25 protein-coding genes are annotated in these 26,588 nt (G+C 67.5%); 10 read left to right on the forward strand and 15 right to left on the reverse strand.

The window, feature by feature from the left end; translation table 11 throughout:
* Positions 1–42: 42 nt before the first annotated feature.
* From ACFCV3_RS11785 to ACFCV3_RS11805, 5 genes are all read left to right on the forward strand, one after another.
* Positions 43–1,062, forward strand: a complete 1,020-nt coding sequence (locus tag ACFCV3_RS11785; RefSeq protein ID WP_376029075.1) for a zinc-dependent alcohol dehydrogenase family protein — start codon at positions 43–45, stop codon at positions 1,060–1,062.
* Positions 1,063–2,295, forward strand: coding sequence for a multidrug effflux MFS transporter (locus ACFCV3_RS11790; RefSeq protein ID WP_376029078.1), 1,233 nt, complete (start codon positions 1,063–1,065; stop codon positions 2,293–2,295).
* Positions 2,296–2,331: 36 nt separating this feature from the next.
* The gene (locus ACFCV3_RS11795) at positions 2,332–3,507 is read left to right on the forward strand and encodes a hypothetical protein (RefSeq protein ID WP_376029079.1); all 1,176 of its coding nucleotides are present in this window, start codon (positions 2,332–2,334) and stop codon (positions 3,505–3,507) included.
* 94 nt (positions 3,508–3,601) lie between these two features.
* Positions 3,602–6,406: a BTAD domain-containing putative transcriptional regulator gene (locus ACFCV3_RS11800; protein ID WP_376029082.1), complete on the forward strand. Its 2,805-nt coding sequence runs from the start codon at positions 3,602–3,604 to the stop codon at positions 6,404–6,406.
* Positions 6,407–6,825: 419 nt separating this feature from the next.
* On the forward strand, positions 6,826–7,053 hold the full coding sequence (locus tag ACFCV3_RS11805) for a hypothetical protein (protein WP_376029084.1): 228 nt from the start codon (positions 6,826–6,828) through the stop codon (positions 7,051–7,053).
* Here the strand turns inward: ACFCV3_RS11805 and ACFCV3_RS11810 are convergent.
* Positions 7,020–8,417: an MFS transporter gene (locus ACFCV3_RS11810; RefSeq protein ID WP_376029086.1), complete on the reverse strand. Its 1,398-nt coding sequence runs from the start codon at positions 8,415–8,417 to the stop codon at positions 7,020–7,022. The genes ACFCV3_RS11805 and ACFCV3_RS11810 overlap by 34 nt on opposite strands.
* Positions 8,418–8,482: 65 nt before the next feature.
* Here ACFCV3_RS11810 and ACFCV3_RS11815 point away from each other — a divergent pair, with 65 nt between their 5' ends.
* The gene (locus ACFCV3_RS11815; RefSeq protein WP_376029087.1) at positions 8,483–9,040 is read left to right on the forward strand and encodes a CGNR zinc finger domain-containing protein; all 558 of its coding nucleotides are present in this window, start codon (positions 8,483–8,485) and stop codon (positions 9,038–9,040) included.
* On the opposite strand, the gene ACFCV3_RS11820 is transcribed toward ACFCV3_RS11815, so the two are convergent.
* Positions 9,031–9,984 carry an SMP-30/gluconolactonase/LRE family protein gene (locus ACFCV3_RS11820; protein WP_376029090.1) on the reverse strand — a complete coding sequence of 318 codons (954 nt, stop codon included), beginning with the start codon at positions 9,982–9,984 and terminating at the stop codon, positions 9,031–9,033. The two genes, ACFCV3_RS11815 and ACFCV3_RS11820, sit on opposite strands and share 10 nt — an antisense overlap.
* Positions 9,985–10,127: 143 nt before the next feature.
* Between ACFCV3_RS11820 and ACFCV3_RS11825 the strand changes: the two genes are divergently transcribed.
* Entirely contained in the window at positions 10,128–11,021 is an 894-nt protein-coding gene (locus tag ACFCV3_RS11825) for a helix-turn-helix transcriptional regulator (protein ID WP_376029092.1), read from the forward strand.
* 186 nt (positions 11,022–11,207) lie between these two features.
* Positions 11,208–12,251, forward strand: coding sequence for an MBL fold metallo-hydrolase (locus ACFCV3_RS11830; protein WP_376029095.1), 1,044 nt, complete (start codon positions 11,208–11,210; stop codon positions 12,249–12,251).
* 2 nt (positions 12,252–12,253) lie between these two features.
* On the opposite strand, the gene ACFCV3_RS11835 is transcribed toward ACFCV3_RS11830, so the two are convergent.
* Positions 12,254–12,406, reverse strand: a complete 153-nt coding sequence (locus tag ACFCV3_RS11835) for a hypothetical protein (protein ID WP_376029098.1) — start codon at positions 12,404–12,406, stop codon at positions 12,254–12,256.
* A 226-nt stretch (positions 12,407–12,632) separates the two neighbouring features.
* Positions 12,633–13,499 carry a patatin-like phospholipase family protein gene (locus ACFCV3_RS11840; RefSeq protein WP_376029099.1) on the reverse strand — a complete coding sequence of 289 codons (867 nt, stop codon included), beginning with the start codon at positions 13,497–13,499 and terminating at the stop codon, positions 12,633–12,635.
* Between the two features lie 297 nt (positions 13,500–13,796).
* Here ACFCV3_RS11840 and ACFCV3_RS11845 point away from each other — a divergent pair, with 297 nt between their 5' ends.
* Positions 13,797–14,258 (forward strand): MarR family winged helix-turn-helix transcriptional regulator, encoded by a 462-nt coding sequence (locus tag ACFCV3_RS11845; protein ID WP_376029102.1) that lies wholly within the window; start codon positions 13,797–13,799, stop codon positions 14,256–14,258.
* A 273-nt stretch (positions 14,259–14,531) separates the two neighbouring features.
* Here the strand turns inward: ACFCV3_RS11845 and ACFCV3_RS11850 are convergent, their stop codons facing one another.
* From ACFCV3_RS11850 to ACFCV3_RS11860, 3 genes are all read right to left on the reverse strand, one after another.
* Positions 14,532–15,263, reverse strand: coding sequence for an aspartate/glutamate racemase family protein (locus ACFCV3_RS11850; protein ID WP_376029104.1), 732 nt, complete (start codon positions 15,261–15,263; stop codon positions 14,532–14,534).
* Positions 15,260–16,750, reverse strand: a complete 1,491-nt coding sequence (locus ACFCV3_RS11855; protein ID WP_376029106.1) for an NCS1 family nucleobase:cation symporter-1 — start codon at positions 16,748–16,750, stop codon at positions 15,260–15,262. The genes ACFCV3_RS11850 and ACFCV3_RS11855 overlap by 4 nt, the downstream gene beginning before the upstream one ends.
* Positions 16,751–16,836: 86 nt before the next feature.
* Positions 16,837–17,541: a GntR family transcriptional regulator gene (locus ACFCV3_RS11860; protein ID WP_376029108.1), complete on the reverse strand. Its 705-nt coding sequence runs from the start codon at positions 17,539–17,541 to the stop codon at positions 16,837–16,839.
* 98 nt (positions 17,542–17,639) lie between these two features.
* On the opposite strand from ACFCV3_RS11860, the gene ACFCV3_RS11865 reads away from it, so the two are divergent.
* A complete protein-coding gene (locus tag ACFCV3_RS11865; protein WP_376029109.1) occupies positions 17,640–18,599 on the forward strand; it encodes an ArsR/SmtB family transcription factor in 960 nt (319 codons plus the stop codon).
* On the opposite strand, the gene ACFCV3_RS11870 is transcribed toward ACFCV3_RS11865, so the two are convergent.
* From ACFCV3_RS11870 to ACFCV3_RS11905, 8 genes are all read right to left on the reverse strand, one after another.
* Complete coding sequence (locus tag ACFCV3_RS11870; protein ID WP_376029112.1) at positions 18,596–19,522, reverse strand: SMP-30/gluconolactonase/LRE family protein; 927 nt, start codon at positions 19,520–19,522, stop codon at positions 18,596–18,598. The two genes, ACFCV3_RS11865 and ACFCV3_RS11870, sit on opposite strands and share 4 nt — an antisense overlap.
* Before the next feature lie 69 nt (positions 19,523–19,591).
* Positions 19,592–21,220 (reverse strand): cellulase family glycosylhydrolase, encoded by a 1,629-nt coding sequence (locus ACFCV3_RS11875; RefSeq protein ID WP_376029114.1) that lies wholly within the window; start codon positions 21,218–21,220, stop codon positions 19,592–19,594.
* Between the two features lie 187 nt (positions 21,221–21,407).
* Positions 21,408–22,511: a hypothetical protein gene (locus ACFCV3_RS11880; protein ID WP_376029115.1), complete on the reverse strand. Its 1,104-nt coding sequence runs from the start codon at positions 22,509–22,511 to the stop codon at positions 21,408–21,410.
* Positions 22,512–22,822: 311 nt separating this feature from the next.
* The gene (locus tag ACFCV3_RS11885) at positions 22,823–23,641 is read right to left on the reverse strand and encodes an LLM class flavin-dependent oxidoreductase (protein ID WP_376029118.1); all 819 of its coding nucleotides are present in this window, start codon (positions 23,639–23,641) and stop codon (positions 22,823–22,825) included.
* A 98-nt stretch (positions 23,642–23,739) separates the two neighbouring features.
* The gene (locus ACFCV3_RS11890) at positions 23,740–24,948 is read right to left on the reverse strand and encodes a protein kinase (RefSeq protein WP_376029121.1); all 1,209 of its coding nucleotides are present in this window, start codon (positions 24,946–24,948) and stop codon (positions 23,740–23,742) included.
* A gap of 118 nt (positions 24,949–25,066) precedes the next feature.
* Complete coding sequence (locus tag ACFCV3_RS11895; protein WP_376029124.1) at positions 25,067–25,489, reverse strand: CBS domain-containing protein; 423 nt, start codon at positions 25,487–25,489, stop codon at positions 25,067–25,069.
* Positions 25,490–25,592: 103 nt separating this feature from the next.
* Positions 25,593–25,907 carry a J domain-containing protein gene (locus tag ACFCV3_RS11900; RefSeq protein ID WP_376029127.1) on the reverse strand — a complete coding sequence of 105 codons (315 nt, stop codon included), beginning with the start codon at positions 25,905–25,907 and terminating at the stop codon, positions 25,593–25,595.
* A gap of 158 nt (positions 25,908–26,065) precedes the next feature.
* Positions 26,066–26,509 carry an Hsp20/alpha crystallin family protein gene (locus ACFCV3_RS11905; protein ID WP_376029129.1) on the reverse strand — a complete coding sequence of 148 codons (444 nt, stop codon included), beginning with the start codon at positions 26,507–26,509 and terminating at the stop codon, positions 26,066–26,068.
* Positions 26,510–26,588: the final 79 nt, after the last annotated feature.

Here is a 26,588-nt window from a genome sequence, read left to right on the forward strand (position 1 = left end):
TCCTAGAGTGAGTTTCAACGTCCGTTCTAGGAGGAGCGCACGATGCGCCAGGTAGTCATGCACGGCCCGGGGAACGTCCAGGTGGAGGACCGCGAGGACCCGAAGATCGTCGAACCGACCGACGCGATCATCCGGCTGGCTGCGACCTGCATCTGCGGTAGCGACCTGTGGCCCTATCGAGGTGCTGAGCCCGTCGATCACCAGGTCATGGGGCACGAGTACGTCGGTGTTGTCGAGGAGGTCGGCCCGGATGTGCGGACGGTCAAGGTCGGCGACTTCGTGGTCGGCTCGTTCTGGGCGTCGGACAACACCTGCGAGATCTGCCAGGCCGGGTACCAGGCCTACTGCGTGCACCGAGTGCTGATGGGCACCATCGGCACCCAGTCCGAGCTCGCCCGCATCCCGCTGGCCGACGGCACCCTCGTCGCCACCCCGGCGATGCCCGATCCGGACCTCATCCCCTCGCTGATGGCAGCCTCCGACGTACTCGGCACCGGCTGGTACGCCGCCGTCGCGGCCGAGGCCGGCCCGGGCAAGACTGTGGCGGTCGTCGGCGACGGCGCCGTCGGCCTGCTCGGAATCCTGGCGGCCCAGCAGCTCGGCGCCGAACGAATCATCGCCTTCAGCCGGCACACCGATCGCCAGGCCCTGGCCAAGGAGTTCGGCGCCACCGACATCGTCGAGGAGCGCGGGGACGAGGGCGTCGCCCGGGTCAAGGAACTCACCGGCGGGCTCGGCGCCCACTCGGTCATCGAGGCCGTCGGCACCCAGGAAGCCATGATGCAAGCGATCCGCTCCACCCGCCCGGGCGGACACGTCGGATTCGTCGGCGTCTCCCACGACGTCGCGATCCCTGGCGACGAACTGTTCATGGCCGGCATCCACCTCCACGGCGGCCCCGCACCGGTCCGTCAGTATCTGCCCGACCTGATCCAGCTCATTTGGGACCGCAAGATCAACCCCGGCAAGGTTTTCGACCTTGTCCTCCCCCTCGACCGCGCCGCCGAAGGCTACCGGGCCATGGACGAACGCACCGCCACCAAAGTCCTCCTCACCCTCTAGATGAAGACTCCCCAGGCGCAGGCCCGGCTGACCGCCGGGCTGGTCGCGACCGTGGTGTTCCTGACCGCGATCGCACCACTGGCCACCGACATGTACGTCCCGGCATTCCCGCAGGTCGCCGGGGAGCTGTCCACCACCGCGACGCAAGTCCAGCTGACGCTGACGACGTTCTTCGTCGCCATGGCGCTCGGGCAGCTGATCGGCGGCCCGGTCTCGGACCAACGCGGCCGGCGGACCCCGCTACTCGCAGCGCTGCTGGCCATGACCGCAGCCTCGATCGTCTGCGCGCTCGCACCCACCATCGCGGTGATGACGATCGCCCGGCTCGTCCAAGGTTTCGCCGGTGGCTGGGCGATGGTGATCGGACGGGCGATCATCGTCGACGTTGCCACCGGCAACCAGCTCGTCCGGGTCCTGAACGTCGTCGCCGCGGTCGGCGGGATCGCGCCCATCGTCGGCCCACTTCTCGGCGGGCTCATCCTGCAACTGTCCCACTGGCGAGTCTCGTTCTGGCTCGTCGCCGTACTCGGTCTCGCGATGACGCTCGCGACCCTGGTCGCCGTACCCGAATCGTTGCCGCCCGAGCGCCGGCACGCCGGCGGGCTACGCAGCTTCCGCACCGCCGGGCGCATCGTCCTGGCCAACCGCGAGTACGTCGGCTACCTCATGGTCACCGGCGCCGCCATGGGCGCGCTGTTCGCGTACGTCGCCACATCCGCGTTCGTGCTGCAGAGCATGAACGGCCTCTCGCCGATCGCCTACTCCATCGACTTCGCGGCCAACGCCCTCGGGATGACGCTCGCCGCACTGATCGCGGCCCGGCTCGCCGGCCGGGTCTCCACCCGCAAACTCATCCTGACCGGCCAGCTCGCCGCTCTGACCGCAGGCATCGCGATGCTGACCGGTGCCCTGTGGTTCGAAACCCCGTTGCTGCTCGCGCTCATCTGCTTCTTCGTCCTGATGACCGCCCAAGGCCTGATGATCCCGAACGGCGGCGCCCTCGCATCCGCCGCCGTACCGGAACACCCCGGCACCGGATCCGCCGTCCACGGATTCGTCCACTGGGTCACCGCCGGAACCATCGCACCGATCGCCGGACTCGGTGGCGAACACACCGCCGTACCGATGGCAGCCCTCATCACCACCGGCGCCGCCGTCTCGATGATCGGACTCCGGGTTTCGGCCACACCGAAACCCACAGAGCGAACCGCAGGGCAACCCACTGGTCAGTAGTCCGTTCGTCGGAGGGACCTGGAATCATGCGTTCCTATGGACTTACCGTTCATACGGCCGGAGCTTGCGACCACACCGATACCGATCGACTGGGATGCGGTGGAGTCCTGGCTCGGTCTTCACCTGCCTGCTGACTACAAGGCCCTGGCTACCGACCACGGGCCGCTGCTCATCGGTGAATGGCTTTGGCTGCAGACGCCATGTGCCAAGCCTGGCCGCTTCGACTACGGAGGATGGCTGAAGGAATCCCACAAGCTGTGCCGGGCACGGTCGAAGGACGCTCCGCCACACACGCCGCCGCCGTTCCACCCCAAGCGAGGTGGACTACTCGCCTGGGGAGAGACCCGTTCAGCCAGCTACCTATTCTGGGACACAGCAGCATCCGCCGACCCCGACCAATGGCCGGTGGTCGTCATGGACAGCGACGCCGTCAACAACAGGCTCAACCCCTGGCACAACTACCACATGCCACTCTCAGAACTGATCTCCGCCACAGTAAGCACCGGCGTCCCCCTGCCCAGCAACCAACTACTCGGCCCGCTGCCACCCACCGCGCGGCGCACCTCGTATCTGGTCGACGCCGGCCCATGGACCCCGCCGCCCCCGGCACGGCGTGCGGCCACCCCGAAGAAGGCCCGGCTCACCGCGCTCAAGCAAGGCACTGGCCTGGCCACGCTCCGGCAACTCGTCGCACCACCGGCCACGCCGTACCTGGGAAACGGCAGCTGGGACCAGCTCTTCGACGAGTTCGGCACCCGGCTCCCCACCGACTACATCGAGCTGATGGACACCTACGGGGCCGGTTGCTGGTCGGAGTGGCTCAACTTCGTCACCCCGCTGCGCACCAACGGCCGCGGATTCGCCTACCACGCCAAGGAGATACTTGACGGCTACGCCGATCTGCGGGCGGAGTATCCGGAATTCCAGCCACTTGCGGTCTGGCCGGAGCCCGGTGGATTCCTGCCGTTCGCCAACACGGTCGAGGGCGACGTCCTGGGCTGGCTCACGCAAGGATCGCCGGACGAGTGGCCACTGATCGTCTACCCGCGCCACGCCAGACAGGGCCCGCCATTGCAGGGCACTCTCGTCGACACGCTGCTCGCCTGGCTCCGCGGCCACCTGGACACCGCCGGATTCCCCGGCCGAGACGATGTGGCCGATCCGTTGGAGCGTGTCGGATTCGAGCCAGGCAACGATGAATCACCCTGGTGACGGCCATTCCCGGCGTGGCAACCGCTCCCGGCTGAACGACAGTGGAGATCGCGGCGGACAATGTCCGGACCACTCGCCAGCTTTGGAGGCGTCATTGGAGATTCGGCTGTTCGGCCCGGTCGAAGTGCAGGTCGGCCTTGAACGGCTGGAGATCGGCTCGGCCAAGCCACGGCTGGTCTTCGCGATCCTGGCGGCGACGCCGGGGACCTTGGTGCCGGTCGATGTTTTGATGGATCGGGTCTGGGGTCAGAATCCGCCAGGCCGGGCTACCGCAACGCTGTATCCGTATCTGAGCATGCTCCGTAAAGCGCTCGAGCCGGCGGGTATCGGGATCGTTCGTCGCTCCGGTGGCTATCTGTGCGAGGCTGCCGCGAACGACGTGGACGTGGTGAGGTTCCGTGAGCGGCTGCGGGTTGCGAAGTTGTCCCACCGGGACGCCGCGATCGGACTGTTGAGCGAAGCACTCGCGCTCTGGCGTGGACAGCCGCTGGCCGGTCTGTCCGGCAACTGGGTAGACGGCTTTCGAGCAGCCCTGGGTCAGGAACGACTCGCCGGCTGGCTGGGGCTGGCTCGGCACCGGGAACAGGCTGGAACTCTGGACCTGATCGCGGATGAACTGCTCGCGCTGACGGCAGACCACCCGTTGTCCGAGCCGCTCGCAGGCTACGTGCTGAGCGCACTCGCACTCGCCGGCCGGCGCGCCGAGGCCCTTGATCACTACGCCGCACTGCGGGAGCGGTTGGTGGACGAGCTCGGGACTGAGCCCGGCGCCGAACTCAGCGAACGGCACACCACCTTGCTGCGCCGCGCTCCGGCCCGGACCTCGGTGCAGACTCGCGAGGCCGCACCTGCCGTGCTGCGCCAGCTACCTGCGCTCGGACGATCCTTCGTCGGCCGGGATGAGCAGGTCGGACGGCTGGACGAGCTGGCCGACCTGGTAGGGACCGGCGACGAAGGGACAACGGTGGTCGCAGCGATCACCGGCACCGGCGGCATCGGGAAGACTACGTTGGCGGTGCACTGGGCTCACCGGGTCGCGGGACGATTTCCAGACGGGCAGCTCTACCTGAATCTCCGCGGCTTCGACCCAGTCGGGGCGCCCTTGGAGCCGAGCCAGGCTGTCGGTGATCTCCTTGCTGCGCTGGGAGCGTCTCCCCACGACATTCCGGCCGAGCTGCCTGCGCGGGCTGCCATGTTCCGTAGTCTCGTCGCCGGGCGCCGCCTGCTGATACTGCTCGACAACGCTCGCGATACCGAGCAGGTTCGCCCGATGTTGCCCGGCGCCGGTCATTGCATGGTGGTGGTCACCAGCCGCAACGCGCTCGCCGGTTTGGTCGCCGAGCGCGGCGCCGACGTGATCTGTCTCGGCCCGTTGACGGTCGCCGATGCACGGGCCCTCCTGCAAGCCCGGGTGAGCACGGACCGGCTCGCGGCGGAGCCATCAGCCGTCGCCGAGCTCCTCCGGCCGTGCGGCGGCTTGCCCTTGGCGCTCGCCGTAGTGGCCGCCCGGGCAGCCCTGCACCCTCGCCAGCCGCTGGGCGAGCTGGCAAGCCAGCTCGCGAGCATTCACCGACGCCTGGACGCCTTCGACACCGACGATCCACGAACGACGATCCGGGCCGTGTTCAACTCGTCGTACAACGCCCTCGAACCGGAGGCCCAGCGGACATTCTGCCTGCTCGGATTACATCCGGGCCCAGAGATATCCGCAACTGCGGCAGCGAGCCTCACCGGAAACGCCGACGTACACGTCGATCTCCGGCAGCTCGTGGCTGCTCACCTCGTCACAGTGGACCACGGCCGATACGGCATGCACGACCTTGTGCGTGCCTACGCTTGTGAGCTGTCGGAAGCCGACCCTGAACGCGCAACTGCCACGCAGCGGATGCTGGACCACTACCTGTGGAGTTCGTACGCCGGCGAGTTGCTGCAAAGTCCCCATCGGACGCCGCCGGTTGCGGTGCCGCCACCAGCTCAACCTGGGGTCAGGCCCGACACAGTGACCGATCTCGACGCGGCACAGGCCTGGTTCGGCACAGAGCGTCCGGTCCTGCTGAGGCTCATCCACCTCGCCGCCATGACCGGCCTCGACTCAGCAGCCATCCAGTTGAGCGAGATGTTCAGGACGTTTCTTCTCCAGCACAGGCTCTTCGACGACTGGATCACGATCGAACACTCGGCGCTTTCCGCGGCCGAACGGCTCTGCGACCGGGCAGCAGCGAGCACGGCTCTTCGAGCGCTCGGCCGTGCCTACGCAGGTCTAGGTCAGTACGCCGAGGCGACCAGCCACCTCGATGCGTCGCTCAAGATCGCTCGCGCCGATCGAGATCCGCTCGGTGAGGCCGACTGTCACCGGATGATGGCCTCACTGCACGATCAGCAGAACGACTATGCGACGGCCCGATGCCATGCTCGGCAAGCCCATGAGCTCTACGCACAACTCGGCAACAAGCCCGGCCAGGCTAGCGCGCTCAACGAGATCGGCTGGTTCAGTGCCCACCTCAACGACCATGTAGCTGCAACGTCAGCGTGCAAAGCAGCAATCGCGATCGCCACTGAGATCGGCAGCTACCGACGCGAGGCAGCAGCCTGGCACAGCCTCGGCTATGCCTACCGCCAGACCGGCAACCACCAGGCCGCCGTTGACTCCTACCGTCATGCAGTCTCGGCGGGGCAACTGGCATCGCGCGGGCCAGTGGCTGCATCGCGAGAGGCGGGTGACAAGCATTTCGTCGCCGAGGCCCTCACCGATCTCGGCGACGCGCTACGAGACAGCGGAGACCACATCGCCGCCCGTCAAGCGTGGTGCCAGGCACTCGACATCCTCGCAGACCTCGACAGTCCGGCCGCGGCACAGGCCCGTAAAGCCCTCACAGAGCGAACGGCCGTCCATCCCTAAGGTAGTCCAAGGCTCGGGATCCGGCCTGCGGATCGGAGGACCCGAAGCGCCTCGACAGTGACCCACGGATTGGGTTTCCTGCAGCGACCGGACCCCAGGTCACCCAGTCGTGACCGCTGACCCCTGGGGTGGTGCCTCTGACGTAGGAAGTGCCGGCCGTCGCAACGGTCATCCGCGAGCCCCAGCCGGGTGGCGGCGTACAGCGTCGCTCCGTGAACTGAGGCATGAACCCGGTGCCGGCCACCGACCAAGGGAATTGCGGCGCCGGCGTCGGAACGTTTGGCTCCAGCGCAGTCGCCCAGATCTTGGTCGCGCAAGAAACGGTCCCTCAGGCGGGCGTTCAGCAGCCGTCCGGCCATTGGCGCCAGGCGCGTGTCACCTGGCGGGTAGCCGATGTCGGCCAGCGAAAGCATCGACCAGTGCGCTCCTTGCCAATTGAAGTACGTTCCGCCTTTGCTTGTGGTCAGCCCTTCGCGCAGCGCGACGGCGCGTGGGGACTCACGCACTGCGTCCGCGAGTCGGCGCATGGACCGGCACTCGGCATCCTCGTCGAGGAGCTCACGGCGTACCTTCCACTCGACACACACGTCGTCGGCGGCGAGCAACTCGTCGATCACGCTCGGCATCTCCCGATGCGTGCCCCATGAGTGATCTCTTGACAACGCCCCTCATCAAGTGCGCGCTGCTCGTCGAGCCGGTCGCGCGTGGTCACGACGGCGACGACAGCCGTCACGACGACCGCGGTCATTGCGACGGTCAACCAGCCGAGCCGATAGTTCAGGCCGGCTTCGTGGCCGGCCACGGCGATCGTGACCGCAACCATTGTCGCCGTACCGATCTGTGCAGCGGTATTGAGAAGACCTGCAGCGCTGCCCTGGTGTTTGTCCGGCACCGCGGTACCAAGGCCGTAGGCGGCAACAGCTCCCATGCCATTGCCCAGTCCGGCCAGCACCAGACCAGCAAACAATGCGACTGCCGACAGCCCAGCACCGGCGACGACCGCGCCCGCGATGATCAACAGCAGCGCGCAGACCAGTTTGGTGCGCAGACTCACCGTGGACGGCAGACGGCCCGCGGACCACGCCGCCACCACGACAGCGATGCTGAACGGCAGGATCCCCAGTCCGGCCGCCGCCGGACTGAACCCTTGGGTCTCCTGGAGGAAAAAGGTGCCGACGACAACAAACGCGCTCGTCGTCGCTGTCATGCCGAACGAACCAGCGAGGCCTCCGACGAACGGCGGCCGCCACAACCCGGCCGGCACCAACGGCGAGCTGGTACGACGTTCCCGCCGTACCAGCAGGAATGCCGCCAGCACGCCGGTCAGACCCAGCGCGGTCAGGACCGGCCACGGACTGTTCGACGCATTCGCGGCAGCCACGATCGCCGCGACGGCCACGATCTGCAACGTGATCGACTGCGGCGCGAAGGCAGCCTGCTGCTGTGTATCCGCCCGATCGCGTTCGACCACCCGCAGCACCGCCACCACGAGCACCGCGGTCACCACGAGATTCCCCCAGAAGATGGCACGCCAGCTCACCGCGGACGTGGTGACACCGCCGACGAGCAGCCCGGCCGCGCCTGCCAGTCCGCCACAGGCGTTCCAGGCGCTCAGGACACGCTGGCGGGCCGCGATGGTTTCGGCCGCCCGGGTCAGTAGGACCAGCGCGTTCGGTACCGAGACGGCAGCGGCCAGGCCCTGCACTCCTCGCCCGGCCACCAGCATGACCATCGTCGGGGCCACTGCCGCGATGACCGAGCCAAGCGCGAACAACACCAAGCCGGCCACCAGGATCCGCCTGTTGCCGAGACGATCGCCGAGCCGTGCGGCCAGCAGCAGCACACTGCTGAAGCCGACCGCGTACACCGGCACCAGAAGCCCTGCCTGAGCGGCGGATCCACCGACGTCGGCGAGCATCCGGGGCAGCGCGGACACCACCACGGTCACGCCCATCACGTCCACGAACTGGACGGTGCACAGGGTGATGAGCCGACTCCGTGGGTGCTCCATCTCTCCGACCATAGATAATGGTTTCAGATCTGTAAACCATTAGGCTGGTGTTCTAGACTCGGGCTGTGACGATCGAGCTGACCTGGGCGTGGCTGGAGGGCTACCCTTCGCTCGACTTCGCCAACACCGTGATCCGGCGCGGCTGGACCGAGCACGAACTGGTGACTTCGGTCGCCGACCTGGAGTCCTGGCTCGACGCCGCCGCCTTACCTGCCCCGCGCCCCGAGTCCGTCACCGAAGCCGACCTGCAGGCGTTCTTGCCCCTGCGCGACGCCGCCCTCCGCCTGCTCCGGGCCGCCGCCGGTCACGGCAGCAGGCAGCGCGCCGACGTCGAGACCCTCAACGAGCAACTGATCAGCTGCCCTGAGGTGCTGCTTCTGGGCGACGACCCGGGTACGGCGGTCTCGCGCAGCATCGGTTCCCCTCCACCCTTCACTGTGCTCCTGACCAAACTTGCGGCCGCAGTACGCGACGTACTGACCGATGATCGTCAAGACCTCGCCCTGTGCGACGCGCCAGGATGCGGCCAACTCTTCTTCCAGCGCCGTACCAACCAGGCCTGGTGCGGCCCCGCCTGCGGCAACCGCGCCCGCGTCGCCCGCCACCAGACAGGTCACAGGTAGCAGACGATGACCGAGATCGTGAACGGCAGGTCAGGTTGCCCGCCGGCCTGGCCGGTGGCGTACTGGCTGTTCACCACCAGGAGCCGGTCATCGATCAGACGCGCCGTACTGGGGTGCCGGAAGTCGGGGCGCTGGATGACCGAGCGGAGGGAGGCCGACGACAGGTCCGGTGCCAGAGCGAGGACTGCGACCTGGGCCCGAGGGCTCTGCGCTGACAGGCCGCCTTGGACGACGTACAGAGTTCCGTCGCGGAGCACTAGGCCGTCACCTCCGAACAAGGGCTCCGCATCGGTCTGCAGCTCGGTGATCGCCCTGGTGGAGATGTCGATCCGGTAGAGCCGCCCGGTCTGGCTGTTGACCGTGAGAAGGGTTTCGCGGGTGGCTGCGATGATGCCGTTGAAGTTGTGCCCGTCGCGGAGCTCGACACCTGTGCTCCTGAGGTCGAGCCAGGGCTCCATCCGCCAGCGGCCGTCGTGGAGTTCGATCCGGTAGACGACGTGGGCGAGTGAATCCGTCGCGTAGGCGGTTCCGTCCTGGGCGATCGTCAGATCGTTGACGAAACCGCCCGTCAGGCCTTGGAGGGTGACGAGCAGCCGGCGGCTGCTCAGGTCGTGGATCCACAGCTTGCCGGTGGGGCCGCCGCCGACGTACAGGCGGTCCTGCCGGTCGATTTCGAGGCCGGACGTGGTACTGCGGCCGGCGGCGCCGCCCGGTAGCCAGACGCTTGCCCGAGGCAAAGAGGGATTGCCCTCGAAGAGGGTGCCTTCCTGGGTACTGCCGACAAAGAACCTTCGGCGGCTCGGGTCGTAGGCGATTCCGCCGGGGAAGGCGCGATCGCCGGGGACGACATACTCGCTGGGCAGGCCGGCCGGTAGAGCCACCGCAGGCTGAAGGCCGGCTCCGGCCAGGAAGACCGCGGTGCACAACACTCTGATGAAACGCATAGGAGGGCCCTCCGTCAGATTGGGTAGCCCTACCCTCGCCGTCGGCTCCGCCGGGCTCCAGGCTCTGCTCGTTCCCCGGTCCGGCCGACCGTCGGTCCAGCAGAACCACCCTGCAGTGGGCAGGCCCAGGAATACTGGTGAACATGTCGCCTCATACCGACCTAGGTGAGTTCCTCCAGACCCGGCGGGCCAGACTCCGGCCCGAAGAGGTCGGGCTGGCGCCAGGATTCGGCGCACGGCGGGTGCCCGGCCTGCGTCGTGAGGAACTGGCCCAACTGGCCGGTATCAGTGTCGACTACTACGTTCGGCTCGAGCAAGGCCGGTCCAGCCGCGTCTCCGACACGGTCCTGGACGCTGTCGCAGGTGCCCTCCAGCTGACCGACGACGAGCGAGTCCATCTGCGCCGGCTGGCCAAACCGGCCAAGCCACGGCAGCGCAGGGCCAAGCCCCAGACTGTGCGGCCAGGACTACTCCAGCTTCTGAACGCAGTAGGCGACACCCCGGCTTTCATCTTCGGCCGCCGGATGGAGGTGCTGGCGTGGAACTCGCTGGCGTGCGCGCTGATCGCCGACTTCCCGGCGCTGCCGCCGATCCGGCGGAACCTGGCCCGCCTGATCCTGCTCGACGAGGACGCTCGCAGCCTGTACCCCAACCGCGAACACGTCACCGGTGACACCGTCGGCTACCTGCGCCTCGACGCGGGCCGCTACCCCGACGACCCCGAGCTCACCGCCTTGATCGGCGAGCTTTCCATGCACAGCGAGGAGTTCCGGCAGCACTGGGCCGCGCACACCGTGCGGCAGAAGAAGCACGGGTTCAAGCAGTTCAACCATCCGCTGGTCGGCGAGTTCGAGCTCGCCTACGAAACCCTGATGCTGCCGGACGACCCGGACCAGCTGCTCACCTTCTACACCGCGGAGCCGGGCAGCCGCGCCGAATCCAACCTGAAACTGCTGGCCAACTGGCGGCCGACCAAGACCAGCGAGGCTGCGAACTCGGCATATCCAGCCGAGCCCATCGACAACTTCAAGACTTGAACCGGCTGACAGCATCCCCCCCCCCCCTTCATCGCGGGTTGATCAGCAGGTCGGCTTCACGTCGGGCGGGAGCTCGGACCCTCGGGTCAATTTTGCTTGCGCACGCAAGTGAATTGATTTATTCTTAAATCATCTTGGCCGAGCGCTCGGCCACGGACCCGCCATCCCCCTGAAGGGCACATCATCATGACGCCGAGCAGACGCAAGGTTCTTACGTTCGCCGCACTCGCGGTTCCCACCGCGACGCTGTTTCCCGCCACCCGGACCGCGCGAGCCGCGTCGGGTGACCTACCCGACTACTTGGAGATCCCCTCGAGTTCGATGGGCCCTGCCCTCAACGCCGACGGCTATCACGTCGGTCAGATCAAAGGAAACCTTTACTGGGTTACGGATTCGTTCTACCAGTCGATGTTCCTGACCACCCGCACCGGCGTCGTGCTGGTGGATGCCCCGCCGACGATCGGCCACAACCTGCAGCGCGCCATCGACGAGGTCACGGAACGCAACGGGAGGCCGAACAAGGTCACCCATCTGGTCTACTCACACTTCCACGCCGATCACATCGGCGCTTCGGCCATTCTCGGTAAGGACGTTGTCCGGGTGGCGCACCGGGAGACGGCGCGGCTGCTCCGGGAGGCACGCGACCCGAACCGCCCGCTGCCGACGATCACCTTCGACAGCCACTACACGCTGCGGGTGGGTGGCGAGACGCTGCTGCTGAACCACCACGGCCCGAACCACACGCCGGACAACATCTTCATCTACGCACCGAACCAGGAAACCCTCATGCTGGTGGACGTCCTGTTCCCCGGCTGGGTGCCGTTCAAGGGCCTGGCCGTGTCCCACGAGATCCCGAACTGGGTGCGGATGCAGGAAGTGGCCCTGCGCTACCCGTGGCAGACGCTGGTCGGTGGCCACCTCGGCAGGCTGGGCACGCGCGCCGACGTGGGCCTCCAGCGCAGCTACGTGGACGATCTGCGGACCGGCGCCGAGGCCGCGATGGCGCGGGTGGACCCGACCCCGTACTTCGTCAAGTACGGCCCGATCGGCAACTCGTGGGCGATCTTCAAGGAGTACCTGGACGAGCTCACCCGCCAGATCGCGGACCCCGTGATCGCCAAGTACGCCGGCACACTCGCCGCGGTGGACGTCTTCACCTTCGACAACGCGTTCGCGATGCTGGAGTCGCTGCGGATCGACACCGGTCAGGTGGGAGCCATCCACCCCTAGCACTAGGCAGGTTCGTCCACCAGAGGCGACCGGCCGCAGCCGCCCATCCGGCCGCCGTACCCCGTACGGCGGCCGGGTGGATCGTCGGAGCGATCGCGGAGCGTGCCTGCGACACCGCCGAGGTTGAGCAGGATTCCGGCCCAGTCGTGGTCCACTCGACGAACCGCCGTGGGACGCGCCGTCGGGAGCTCACGAGGTGCGTCGCGCCGCGGTCTCGAACGGGACGAGGGCATCGTCGGGCAACAGCAAACCGTCGATGCGGGAACGGATCATCACCTTCTACCGGCATTTCCCGACGAACCGCTGAGCCGGGTCAAGAGCCCCCGAGATCGTCCGCCACGTTTCCGGACCCGGACCTGGAGGGCGAGCACACCATGAGCATCATTCGTCCCACCACTCCGCGAGTTCTGCTGCGATCTCGCGAGCCTGTTCAGCGCCCGCAGCGGTCGCGGGGTCAATGTACAGCGGGTCCAGCATGTCGGTCGGCCGGCTGTAGAAGCGGGTAGCGACGACGACTCGAACGCGATGACCGGCCCCGACCAGGATCGCCTCCTCGCGGGCGAGATCGGCGGACGGCGGCGGAGCTACGATCAGCACCCTGCCCGGGCTCGCAGCCTCGACGAGAAGGTCGGCATTGGTGTTCGTCCGGACTCCTCCGTCGACCCAGACGTCGCCGGCCACCACCACCGCCGGAGCGGCGCCAGGTGCCGCAGTCGAGCAGGCCACCGCGACCGCCAGCGGGATGCCGTCCTCGCCAGTCCACCTTCGCGCAACTCCCGTCTCGGCGCTCACGGCAACGACTCCGAGCGGGTTCGGCCACTTCCCGTCGGGCAGCGCAGGCCGCCACAGCGCATCAGCCTGATCGGCCTGCATCGGCGGCATCGCCGCAACGGCAGCCTCGGCAAGGCTCCGCGCAGCTTCGATGTCGTCGGCGCGCTGTTCGGCCAGACGTCGCGACAGCTCCTGGCGTCCCTGGCCGATGCCGGTGGCTTCGGCATGCCAAGCCGCCCGCTTCCGCATCCGATCCGGTACTTCGAGGACGGCGTCGGGCCGCATCGTCAGCCAGGCACCGACCACCGCTCCTGCCGAAGTCCCCAGCACCGTGCCGCAACCGGCCAGCGGAATACCCTCGGCTCGCAGTCCGTGCACCAGGGCCGCCATCCAGGACGCGCCGACCGGTCCTCCGCCACCCAGGACCAGTGCATTGAGGGACGTGACGGCGTACGGCGTTTCCTTCGACTCGAGCATGGCGACATGCTACGCGCAGTACTTGCGTGCGCGCGCAACTGTTGCCATCGGCGCGGCGCCGGAGCCATGGACCGCGACCGGCGCCCCGCAGGCCCGCTCGACCCGATATCTGAGGCAGCCAACGACGGCCACCCTGAGCAGTTGATCTAGAGTGACGCTCGTTCACACTGGAGCTTGCCTGCGCAAGCAGGTTCAACCTCTCGCGAGGAGCGGTCGATGTCGAAGAGCAGGGGATCGGACCAGGGACGGCCGGCTCCACGTCAGCGCGCCGGCAGCCGGGAGTCGGAGCTCGGGCGCGTGGTCGCGCGCCTGCATCAGGAGACTCCGGTGTGGCAGACGTTTCTCTCGGTCCACCGGCAGATCGTCGAGACCTTGGCGGATCAGATGAAGTCCGACCACCGGCTGCCGCTCGAGGCGTTCGACGTTCTGATTCATCTTGCCGACGTGCCGGAGCGGCGGCTGCGGCAGCGGGAGTTGACAGATCGCCTGCTGCTGAGCGACAGCGGAGTGTCCAGGCTCCTGGCGCGGATGGCCGAGGCCGGACTGCTGGAGCGCACAACTGCCGACGACGATCGACGCGGGGTGGCAGTGGCGATGACCGACAAGGGTGCTGAAACGCTCGTCGCCGCGACCGGATCACACCTTGATCTTGTCGCCCAACTGTTCACCGACAAGCTTTCCGCCACCGAGCTGATCGCATTGGAGCAGATTCTCGCCAAGCTGGACTCGAAACCAGCTGATACATCTCCGCAGCGGTGATGGTGTCGACGGATAGCGCGCCGAATCCCACGGCCCCTCGGTAAGTCACGAGCCGGCAAGATATATTTGCGTGCGCAAGCAGGCTCTCCGTGCCGGCGCTCTGCCAGGTCTTGCTTCAGATCGGGGTGTCCCCGCCGGCTCTGTGAGCTGTGGTCGAGGTGCGCTGGTTGCTTGATGAGCGCGACGCTGTAGGCCCGTCGCGAAGTCTTCACCTCATGGCCCTCTGGCACCCTGCGCGTAGATGTCGCGCAGGCCCTCGACATCTACGCTGGGTTACGGGCGGCACGGGACCGCGTGCGGGCCGGTCCACAGTGGTGCGGCGAACTCGTTGAGCTTGCCGGTGGACAGTTGCAGGCGGACCAGGCTCTCGGCGGCGAGGGTCGCCGCGGTGACACCGTCGACGACGCTCACTCCTAGCGCAGCTGACAGGTCGTGGCACAGGTCGGCCATGCCCGCGCAGCCCAGCACGATCGCATCGGAGCCGTCGCCCGCGAGCGCCTCCTTACAGGCGCTGAGGATGATCGCTCTGGCCTGTGGGTCAGTTTCGAGGTCGAGTACCGAGATCTCACACGCGTGGATGCCGAGGCAGCTCCGGGAGACGCCGTACTCGTCGGCCAGATCCAGAGCTTGCCCGACCGTCCTGGGCAGTGTGGTCACCACGCTGAAGCCGCGTCCGAGGTAGGCCGCGGTCCGCATGGCTGCCTCCGCGATGCCGACCACTGGTCCGCGCGCCAGTTCTCGTGCGGCCTTCAGGCCGGGGTCGCCGAAGCACGCGATGACGTAGCCGTCGCATCCCGCGGCCTCGCCGCTCGCGATCTCCTCGAGTACTCCCGGTACGGCGAGGGCAGCGTCGGTGTGGCTCTCGATGGCAGGCGGGCCTTTGCGGGGATTCGTCGCTTCGATGATGACGCCCTCACCGGCCACGGCGCGAGCGCACCTGCCGATCTTGGCGGTCATCGATGCGGTGCTGTTGGGGTTGATGATCTTGAGTCGCATGCGGGTCATGCGGCTGCTTGCGGTACGGCGGTCCGGCCCGAGCCGGCGACGTCGGCCCGTTTCGCCAGGACCGAGTAGGCCGCGAAGCCCACCCCGCAACCGATGAACCAGCTGTAGTCACTGATCCACAGGACCGCGTCGATCCAGCGCGGAACCAGCACCGAGGCGATCGAGACCAGCCCGGCGGCGAGGACCGCCTTGACCGCGCTGGGGTTGTAACCCTTCGAGTAGAAGTACTCGCCGTCCTCGTCCATCGTGAACATGTCGTCCACGACCAGTTTCTGTTGGCGGATCAGGTAGAAGTCAGCGATCAGGATGCCGAACAGCGGGCCGATCAGCGCACCGAGGATTCCCAAGGTGTAGTGGATCGCGGTGTCGTTGTTGTACCAGTTCCAGGGCGTGAGGAGCACCGAGCCGACCGCCGCGATCATGCCGCCCATCCGCCAGCTGATGCGCTGCGGGCTCACATTGGAGAAGTCGAAGGCCGGCGAGATGAAGTTCGCCACGATGTTGATCCCGACGGTCGCGGTGACGAAGGTGGCCGCTCCGAGCAGGATGGCGAAGGTACTGTCGATGCGCTGGACGGTCTCGATCGGATCGGTGATCAGCTCGCCGTAGACCGGGACGGTGGCGGCCGCGGTGACCACTGTCAGCAGAGAGAAGAAAATGAAGTTGAGCGGCAGCCCCCAGAAGTTGCCCTTCTTCACCGCCGCGAAGCTCTTGCCGTAGCGGGAGAAGTCGCCGAAGTTCAGCATCGGTCCGGAGAAGTAGGACACCACCAGCGCGATCGCGCTCAGCATCGTGCCGACCGTGGCCCAGCCCGACAACTGGTGGTCCGCCAGGTTGAGGTCGATGTGGAAGTCCGCCTTGAAGAGCAGGTAGCCGCACAGCAGCATCATCGTGACGTAGACAGCCGGGCCCGCGAGGTCGATGAACTTGCGGATCGACTCCATGCCCCGCCAGAACAGCGCGGCCTGCGCCACCCAGAGAATGACGAAGCCGGCATAGCCGAGGACGGACAGCCCGAGGAATCCGTGCTGCGTGACGTCGGCCCACGGGGCCAGGCCCGGCCACAGTTCGAGGAACACGAGGGTCAGCGCAGCAGCCGCCAGGAACGTCTGTACGCCGTACCAGGCGACCGCGATCAGCCCGCGGATGATGGCCGCGATGTTGGCCCCCCGAACCCCGAACGAGACCCGGCTGATCACGGGATAGGGCACGCCGGCGAGCTGACTCGGTTTGGCCACCAGGTTGCAGAAGAACTGCACGATGCAGATACCGGCGATCAGGCAGACGAACACCTGCCAACTGGTCAGGCCGAGCGCGAACAGGCTGCCCGCGGTCAGATAGCCACCCACGCTGTGTACGTCGGACATCCAGAACGCGAAGATGTTGTACGCACTCCACGACTGCTTCCGCAGAGGTGCCAGATCCTCGTTCGTGAGCCGAGGGTCGTAACTGGTCCCGGGGTCGATCTGGGTCACGCTGTCGGTCATGACACGACGCTAAGGAGAACTCGTTTCGTCGGCGGACACCGCCGGTGAACCCAGGATTTCCGCTCAAATATACGCGGCGCGCACGGTCACACCGGATCGACGAAGCACTCGGGGTCGTCGGCGAACCGGCTGATGACGGTCCGCAGGCGTGCGTAGTGCCCGTCGGCCTCGGCGATCAGCGCGTCTGCGTCCCGAGCCTGGAACGCCTCGATCATCCGCTCATGGTCGGCGTGCAGCGCGGCCCGGTCGGTGGCGGGCACGCGCGACATCGGCCGGGCGGGTTCGGTGATGTTCCAGGCGGACTCGTACATCTTGACCAGGCGCTGCATCCCCGACGGCGCGATCAAGGCGAGATGGAACCTGCGCGCCGCCGCGTCGTACCCGCGGTCGTCGCCCCGCTCGATGGCATCACCGAGCTCCCTGTACGCCGCCCGGACTTCCTGCTCGTGCTCCGGATCGACCCGGCCGACCGCCGCACGAAGCGCAGCCGCCTCGAGCGCCTGGCGAACGTCGTACAGCTCTGTGAACTCACTGAAGATCAACTTGGCGACGCTGTACCCGACATGCGGCCGATGCTCGACGAGCCCTTCGGCAAGCAGGGTTCTGAGCGCCTCCCGGACCGGGATCGGACTGACCCCGAAGAACGCCGCAACCTCGTCGATCGGAATCGGCGTCCCGGGTTGCTGGTCACCGGTCAGAATGGCCCGCCGCAAGTCGGCCTCCAGCGACGGCGTCCGGCCGGCACCCACCGTCCTTACCAACCGAGAGGCGAAAGCCGACCGACGACGCATCTCCCAACGATAGACGGGTCAGCCTTTGTGTCGGTACAGACTTCGGATGCGAGGGTGGAGGGGTGGTGTAGACGTGGGTGAGCCGTGAGAATCAGGCCGTGATCAGGATCCACTTCACCGCGGCGGACGTCGGGCGGGTGACCTTCCTTCCCGAACCCGAGCCGCTTCGGCAGGCGGCGCTGGCCGCTCGCGCGCTCGGGCATGGTCAGACATCCGCCACGGCTCGGCGGTGGCGGCGGGTGGCGGCGAGCCGGGTCCGCCCGGCGATGGGGCCGCTGTTCAAGCTGATCTCGCCGGCCGGGCAGTTTCCGGGCTTCCTCACACCGCAGGTGGACAGAGCCGGGCTGGAACCAGCGATCGAGTGTCTGCTGGAGGCCCCGGCAGACTTGATTCGGGCCGAGCTCGAACCGCATCTGCCGGCTGAGATTCATCCCTACATGCGAGCGCTGCTGCGTGGCCAGGCCGATGCGCGTCGAGCGCTGGGCGGCGCCGTACGCGAGTTCCACCGGCTCGTACTCGGACCGTCCGCGATCGACCTGGGGCGCACTCACGCGGCCGATCTGGCCATCCGCTCGCGGACGGTCCTCACCTCCGGTAGCGAGGAACTTCTTGCGACTCTGCACCCGACGGTCGCCTGGCAGGACGACTGCCTCAGTTTCCCGATGCCGTTCGAGTACGACGTGAAGTTGGCCGGCCGGGGCCTGAGGCTCTGTCCGTCACCTTTCGTCTCGGAGTGCCTGATCTTCGACGAGCCCGGAGTGGTGCCGCTGCTCGTCTACCCAGCTGTCGCCCTGCCCGCGGTGGATTCGGACGAGCGGGATGCGGCCGATGCCCTGGCCGAACTCCTTGGACGCACCCGCGCTGCTGTCCTGCGAACCCTCGCCACCCCCGCCGGCACCAGCCAGTTGGCCCGCCGGCTCAACATCTCCACCGCATCTGCCTCCGAGCATGCCCGCGTTCTGCGCACCGCCGGTCTCCTGACCACCGACCGATCAGGGGGCACTGCCCACCACTCGCTCACCCCCATCGCTCTTCAGCTGCTCAGCATGGACTGCTAGTTCAGACCCGGTACGACGGACACGGTGTACGGCGGAGTCCCTGGAGCCTGGTCGAGCTGGCTGTTCACCCAGAGCAGGCGGCCGCGATCCCGCGCGATCGTCGTCGGGGTCGTTCCGGCAGCGCCCGGTGCCGAATCGGCGACGATCGTGGCCTTGGACCACGTGCTATCGAGCCGGGCCAGCCGGGTGACGTACCGGCCGTTGCCTGCGTTGTGGACGACGTACAGATGATGTCCCTCGAGCAGGTAACCGTCGCCGGAGAGAACCCCGTCAGCCTCGACCGGCCGCACCGCGCGCGATGCGATGTCCACTCGATAGGTGAGGTCCTGACCTTGTTCGCCGACGAGCAAGGTCCGGCCGTCGGGAGTGCTGACGATGCCGTTGAGGAAGTACGGCTTCGGGGAGATCTGGTCACGCGTGATCCACGGCTTGAGCTCACCCAGCCCGTGCCGGGTGATCGATGCTCGCCAGATCTGGTTGTGCGCCGAATCGGTGACGTAGACGGCGTCCTTGGTGAAGGCGAAGTCGTTCAGGAACGAGCCTTCGGCCGCCGGCCGTGACGCCAGCAGGCGGCCACGGGCGTCGTACATGAAGAGCCGCCCGGTGCTCGCGCCGGCGACGAGGATCCGGCCCCAGCGATCCACATGTACGCCGGTCGCCCGGGTGCGGCCGTCGGCCCCGCCGGGCAGGAACAGCTGGAGCCGGGCGCTCCGCACCGAGCCGCGGTAGACCGCGCCTGTCCCGACACTCGTGACGTAGATGGTGCCGTCGCGCGTGACCTCGATCCCCTCGGGCGTATCACCTGGTGTCTCCGACACGACGTACGTCGATGGGCGATGCGGCTCGTGCCAGGGCCGCGCGGCCGCCGTCGTCGAGGTGGTCAACGTGATCGCCAGGACTGCAACAACGATGAGTTTTCTCATCCGCCCAGCCTCCGTTCCCGCTCGGCGCCCCGCGACCGCTTTCGGCCCAGCCCGAAGGGATGATCGAGATTACGAGGCAGTGCAGGTGAACCCGCTCGGGGTCTGAGCGTCCCCGCCGGGTTTGGTTACCTGGAAGCCGAAGGTGGCGTTCGCACCGGGGGCCAGCTTGCCGTTGTAGGTCAGGTTGGTGGCCGTGATCGTGCCGGTGGTCCCGGACAGTGAGGCGTTCCAGGAACCGGCGATCGCATGCCCGGCCGGCAGCGTGAACGTCACCTGCCATCCGGTGATCGCCGACGTCCGGGTGTTGGTCACCGTTACCGGCTGGACGATGTACCCGCCGTCCCACCGGCTCTGCACGGTGGAGACGGCCGAGCAGCCGCCTCCCGGATCGCCACTGGTCGTCGTACCGGTGACCGTTCCCGAGGGCCCGGAGGTGCCGGCCGAGTTCGAGGCCGTGACCCGGTAACAGTACGGCGTGTTCGCCGCCAGCCCCGTGTTGGTGAAGGTCGCGGCGGCGGTGCTGCCGACCTGGCTGAAGGTGCTGCCCGCGGCGCAGGCACCGGCGGCGCGCTGCACCTGGTACTGGGTTGCCCCGGACGAGCCGGTCCACGACAGCGAGACCGAGTTCGACGTCGTACCGGTGATGGCGAGCCCACCGGGCGCGGCCGGGGCCGTACCGCCGGAGCCACAGCCGGTGTACACTGTCGCGCATCGCGAGGTCTCGGAGACTCCGTTGGGTCCGGTGAAGACCCGCTGGCCCCAGGTCGTCAGCTGCGCCGGGTTGAAGGCCACCGTCTGGTCGAGATATGGCTCGGTGTTGCCGCTGTACGACCAGGCCATCCAGCCGATCCCGCGGGTCTGGGCCTCGGCCATGATGGTGTCCTCGTCGACGTTCTGGCCCTGGTGCTCGTGGCCGAACTCGCCGACGATCAGCGGCAGGCCCGCCTGCGCGAACGCGTCGAAGTAGCTCTTGATCGTCGCCGCCGTTCCGTACACCTGGTACATGTGGACGGAGAAGAGCGTGTTGCGCTGGGTGTCGGCGTTCCAGACCGTTTGCGCGTTGTCGCGCATGGTGTTGCTCCAGTCCTGGCCCCAGTTCGGCGCGTCCACGACCAGTGTGTGCTCGAACCCCAGGGTGCGCATGCGCTGTACGGCGTTCGCCGTGGCGGTCGTCCACTGCCCCGGGTTGGTGTTGCCGATCGGCTCGTTGCCGATGTTGATCAGGACGTAAGCCTCCTGGCCGATCAGGACGTCGCGGATGCTGTTCCAGTAGGTGACGGCCTGATCCAGGGTGGCGGCGGCAGCCTCCTCGCCGTACCCGGTCGTGTCGTGCACCTCCAGCACACAGACCAGCCGATTCGCCTTGCACAGGCTGATGACGTTGGCGACGTCAGCGGCGGGGCTGGGACCCCAGCGCTGGCCGCTGCCGAGCACCACCCGGACGGTGTTGGCCCCCAGGCCGGCGATCTCGGCGTACGAATTGGTTTCGCCCTGGTACCAGATGTGCGGGTGGCTGGTGCCGCGCATCACGAACGGCGTGCCGTTGGCATCCAGGAGATTCCGGCCGCTGATCTTGAAGCCCGGCGCGGCCGCCGGCGCCGGCGCCTCGGGCTCGGCCAGGGCCGGGGACGAAGGGACGACAAGTAGCGACAGCAGGAGTACCGGGAGCGCTCCCATCCTCAGTAAAGCGAGTTTCATGATCGGTCCTTGAGGTTGCGGGCAGTCACGCCCGGGGCGGATACAACCGAGGGCCAAGGTGAAGGCCGGGAGCCAGTGACTCCTCGGGCAGGCCCGGAGCTCAGAGTGGCACTTACGCGCTTAAGTGACAAGACCTCGCGACAGCCTCACTACGACACACAGCAGCTGTCTGCTGATGCGTAAACGCTTAAGAAGCGCGGTGGTTGTACTTGACTTCGAGCTCGGTGCGGCGGGCGGTGACGTCGTCGTGATCGTCGCCGAAGACCATCAGGTGCAGCGTGGCCTGGTTGATCGTGTTGTCGGTACGGCGGGTGTCGTGGCCGCCGGTGACGATGAGCCCTCCGCGCTGCAGTGCGGGCCGCAGCTCGGCCAGCAGTGTGGCGATGGGTGCGGAGGTGGTGAGTTTCGTCGACTCCGACGGACGGTCCAGGGCGTCGGGGCGGATGGTGTGCAGCGCCAGCAGCGGGATGGACCCGCTGGTGATGCGGAAGTTGAGGTCGAGCATGACGAGTTTGCCGTCGTACGTCTGGGCGCAGTCGAGGCTGCACATGCCGCGGTAGCCGACGTCGGCGGCACGCTGGGCGATCGCCAGGCATTCGGTGAGCAGGTCGGCGGGCAGGGGGAAGACGAGCCCGAAGCGGCCGCCGGTGTAGACGCCCTCGGCGTCGATGCGCTGGTCGGTCACGGCGAGCAGGCGGGCCCGGCCGTCGGCGGCGACGTAGAGCTGGACTCCCCAGTTGCGGTGGATGCTGAGGTACTCCTCGACGACCACCTCGGTGAGGATGTCGGTGAACGCCGGCAGGATCACCGGCTCCCCGGCTCGGTGCAGGTAGACGTCGAGGCTGGCGCCGTGAGCGGCGTTGGTGGCGGCTTTGAGCACCCAGGACTTCTCGGCGGGGGTGGCTTCGGCGAGCTCGTCGATGGTGACGATCTGGCGGCGGGCCTGGAAGCGGGGGTCGACGAAGGTGCTGATGCTGGCTTTGTTGTTGAGGTAGCCGACGAGCTCGGCGCTTTTCACGGAGCGTTCGTCGGGGTACAAGGCCGTGGGCTGCGGGTATTCCATGGACATGAGCAGGCCGTCGCTGAGAGCTTCGGTGACGCGGACGGCGAACTCGGCCTCGGTGCGGAACTCGCGTGGATCGGTGCCGACGGGCAGGCCGCCGTCGCGGAGGGCGGCGAGGAGGTTGGGCTCAGTGCCGCCCGCGCTGGTGATGACCGGGGTGTCGGCGGCGATGGCCAGCGGGCGGGCGGACAGGACGTCGCGGGTGTTGCGATGCCTGCTCGACGGCACAGCCGGTTCCTGGGCGGGGCGAGCGCAGACGGCGATACCCGGGCCGTAGATGTCGGTAAGGGTGCGAGGGGCGGCCAGGATCGGCGTGAGCGCAAAGGCAGTAATGGGAGATCTCCCTTGTGAATTGGTGCTTGTAGCCGGTCCTGGCGTGGAATGGTGCGAAATGACCGGGAGCGGTGAAACGCGCCAGGATGAGGCGGCGTCCGCTCCGGGGTGAGACGCCCGCCGGAGTGAACCCGGGGCGGGCGTATACGCCAACTGTCTCACGTTTCGCGAAACCCGGTGCTGTCAGCGGGGTTTGGTGGCGCTGTCTACTGGCCGGCCAGCTTGGACACGACGGGCGCGAGGGTGTCGGCGAAGTCGGCACCGATGACGAAATAGGAGAAGCCGATCTCCTCGCGGCGGCGCTGGATCTCGTCGGCTGCTGCCTCGGGATCACTCGGCAGGATGACGAGCGAGTCAACCGCGCGGAGTGCTGCGGTGTCGAGGTCGGGCGGTGCCATGAACGGAGCGACCCGGTCACCGACTGCGGCGACGTGCTGGCCGAGTTCGAGGGCGCGGTCTCCCGGGAAGTTGCGTACCCGGTTCGTCGTTTCGGCCCGATCATCGTCGGTCGGCAGTACGAAAGTGACCGCATCGGCGACTTCGAGCGCCAACTCTTGCGACTTCGGCCCGCTCACCGCCATGACTACCGGCGTGTGCAGATCGGGACCGTCATACCTCCGCAGGGCGGCCACGGTCTCGCGCATCCTGGTACGACGCTCAGCCGGCGAGACGGCAGGCAGCCCCAGCTCGACCTCGATCCCGGGACGGCCGGCCCCGATCCCCATCTCGAAACGGCCGTCCGTGAGTACTGAAAGCGAGTGCGCCTCCCACGCCGTACTCCAGGGCTCGCGCAGCGCGGCAGCATAGACCCACGAACCGATCCGCAGGTCAGCGATCGCGGCCGCAGTCGCCAGCGTCGGGCCAAGTGCCGGCTGCCAAGTAGGCACGTCGGGCATCAGCAATGTCGAGTAGCCGTGGCCGGCGATCCGGCGCACCCGATCTCGCCATGCCGGCAGGTCGGTCGTGATCGGCGCGACGACCCCGAACCGGAAGGGGCGGGCAACTCGGCTGGTCCGGTCGTTCATCGTGGTTCTCCTGGCGCGAGGGACCGTGTTCGGTCCGGTTACCCAGTCCACGAACCCGCCCCCCGGAATTCGACAACCCCGCCGAAGAAGCCCGCCGATCAGGGTTTGGGCTTCTTCGGCCTTTTGGGTTTGTCGGTGGCTGGGCGGTCATTCTTGTCCGGCTTCGAGGACTCGAGGCCGTCTTGTTTGCCGGACCTGCTGGGCGGATTGGTGTTCTGGGTCTGCTTCGGCGACTGCGTAACGGTGGTGCGGTTCGAGGTGCTGGTGGGCGGTGGTTGGGGAAGGCTGGGCTTGGCTGCCGGTGTGGTGCGGGTCGATTCGGGTCGCAGCTCGTTTGTTGTGGGGAGCTTGGTGGTATCCGCATCGAGCAGAAGGCCGACGGTCAGGGCGAGTAGGAGGGTTAGAGCGGACCCTGCCGCGGCCAGTGCTTTGCGCGGTCGTCGTGGCGGGTGCGTCATGATGGTCGTCTTGCTCATCGGATCGGCAGGTGGCGTCGCACCTTGCGCTACCTGGGCTGCGGTTGGTCGCTGCGCGGGGTCCTTGGCGAGCATCCAGAACAGCAGCGCCTCCACTCCCCCGGCCAGCTCTGGGCGAAGGTCGCTGGGCGGAACCGGGGCGGTCTCGACGTGCTGGTACATGATCGACGCGGGCTCTTCACCCATGAAGGGAGGGTGACCGGTCACGAGCTGGTAGAGCACGCACCCGAGGGCGTACACGTCCGACGGACGGTCGGCCGGTTCACCCAGGGCGCGTTCTGGCGAGAGGTAGTGGCTGGTCCCGACGATCTGGCCGGTTGTGGTCAGAGTCGTCGTGGTGTCGTCGAGGAAGCGGACGATGCCGAAGTCAGCGACCTTCACCTGGCCGCTCTCGGTGAGCAGTAGGTTCGCAGGTTTGAGATCGCGGTGGATGATGCCTGCCGCATGAGCAGCTGCTACGCCGGCCGCGGCCTGTCGGATGATCTCGACGGCCTGCCCAGCATCGAGCGGTCCGTTGCGCCTGAGGTGCTCACTGACGGTGCAGCCTTCGACCAGCTCCATCGCGAGGAAGTACCCGTTTCGGTGCCGCCCGAAGTCGTAGCCGGCTACCACGTGGGCGTCCGAGATCATCGCTGCGGCGCGGGCTTCACGCTCGAACCGTTCGGCCGAGGCCAGGGTTTCCCGGACTGGCAGCAGGAACTTGATCGCCACCTCCCGACCGAGCACCCGGTCGGTGGCGCGGTAGACCTCGCCCATTCCCCCGCGCCCCAAGGGCTGCCCCAGCAGGTAGCGATCGGCAACCAGCACAGCGGCGTCGTCAGGGGTGCTCATCAGAGACCGGTACCCACCAACCGATGCCGCCACGCAGACCTGCCCGCCTGCTGTCCGGCCTGGCGATGGTTGCCCTTGGCATCGCTTTGAGCCGTCGCCGCGCCAGTATGGGAGCAGATCAGACCTGAGCGGCCGAGATGTCCTGGACCAGATCGCCGGTGGCGCCCTTGCTCAGGTGCCGGGCGATGTCCGCTTGCGCGATGATGCCGACCAGGTCGTGGCCGTCGATCACCGGCAGGCGGCGGACCTGGTGCTCGCTCATCGTGCGCAGGGCTTCCTCGACACTGTCGTCGGCACCGATCGTCACCGGCTTGCCCGCACCGAACTGCCCCGCGGTCGCACTGCCCGGCTCACCACCATCGGCAATGCACTTCACCACGATGTCGCGATCGGTCAGCATGCCCTTCAGCCGGTTGTCCTCGCCACAGATCGGCAGCGCCCCGACATCCAGGTCGCGCATCTTGCGCGCGGCCTCCACCAGGGTCTCGTTCTCACCGATGCATTCGGCGCCGGCCGTCATCAGATCACGTGCGCTCGTCATCAGGGCTTCCTTTCCGCTCTGCAGGTTCACGTCCTACAGATGCGGTTCCCTTGCCGGCCCAGCACATGCGGCGTATGAGGAAGTAACCGGCACGGCAAACCCTTCACAGCGGCTCCCAGTACACCGGGCCGACCCGGATCTGCGGTCTGCCCCGCAGCGGGCCCGGGGCAGTGGGTTTCACTTTCGCCGCGATCGTACGAGCGCGGTCGTAGGCGGCCCGACGGATCGGGTCGCGCAAGGTGGCGTAGGCATCCAGAAGTTCTTGCAGGCGAACGTCGGCGTCGTGCCCGGCCGACGTGACCCTCGTATCCGGGTGGAGCTGACGGACCAAGCCACGGAAGGCACGATCGAGATCGTCGTCCGACGCCCCAGTACCTACCCCAAGAATCGTGTACGGGTCGGTCGGCGGCGCGGTCATGGCGGATCTCCTGAAAGGGCATTGCGAGTACGCATCGGTCGGTCGACCGCGGTGATGCCGCGGGTGTGACTGGTGGACAGCCGCGTTCACGGTGTCTGCCGGGGAGACACAGCCACCACGGCTGTGGCCGTGCCTCCCACGTGGTGGCAGCCGGCGCGTCAGGCGTCGATCTGTCGGTGGTCGCCCTCGGCGGCCGTGATCGCGATCTTGCGCGGCTTGGCCTGCTCGGCGATCGGGATCTTCAGTGTCAGTACGCCGGCCTCGTAGCCCGCCTCGATCCGGTCCGCATCCAGGGTGTCACCCAGGAACACCTGCCGGGAGAACACCCCCAGCGGACGCTCGGAGACCTGCATCTCGGCGCCTTCGGCCAGCTCCACCGGCCGCCGCTCGGCCTTCACTGTCAGTACATTGCGCTCGATGTCCAGGTCGATCGCGTCCGGGGAGATCCCGGGCAGGTCGAACGCGACGACGTACTGGTCGCCTTCACGGTAGGCGTCCATCGGCATCGCGGTCGGACGGGACCACGTACCCGGCGACTGGCTACCGAAGAACTGCTGGGCCAGCCGGTCGAACTCGCGGAACGGGTCGGTGCGTATCAACATCGTCCTGCACCTCCTCAGATACTCGTCTGTCGATGGTGTCAACACGCACTTCTGATATAACATGTCATCGAACCGATGA

Origin of the sequence: Kribbella sp. NPDC056345, assembly GCF_042262745.1 — a bacterium.
Lineage (GTDB): Bacteria > Actinomycetota > Actinomycetes > Propionibacteriales > Kribbellaceae > Kribbella.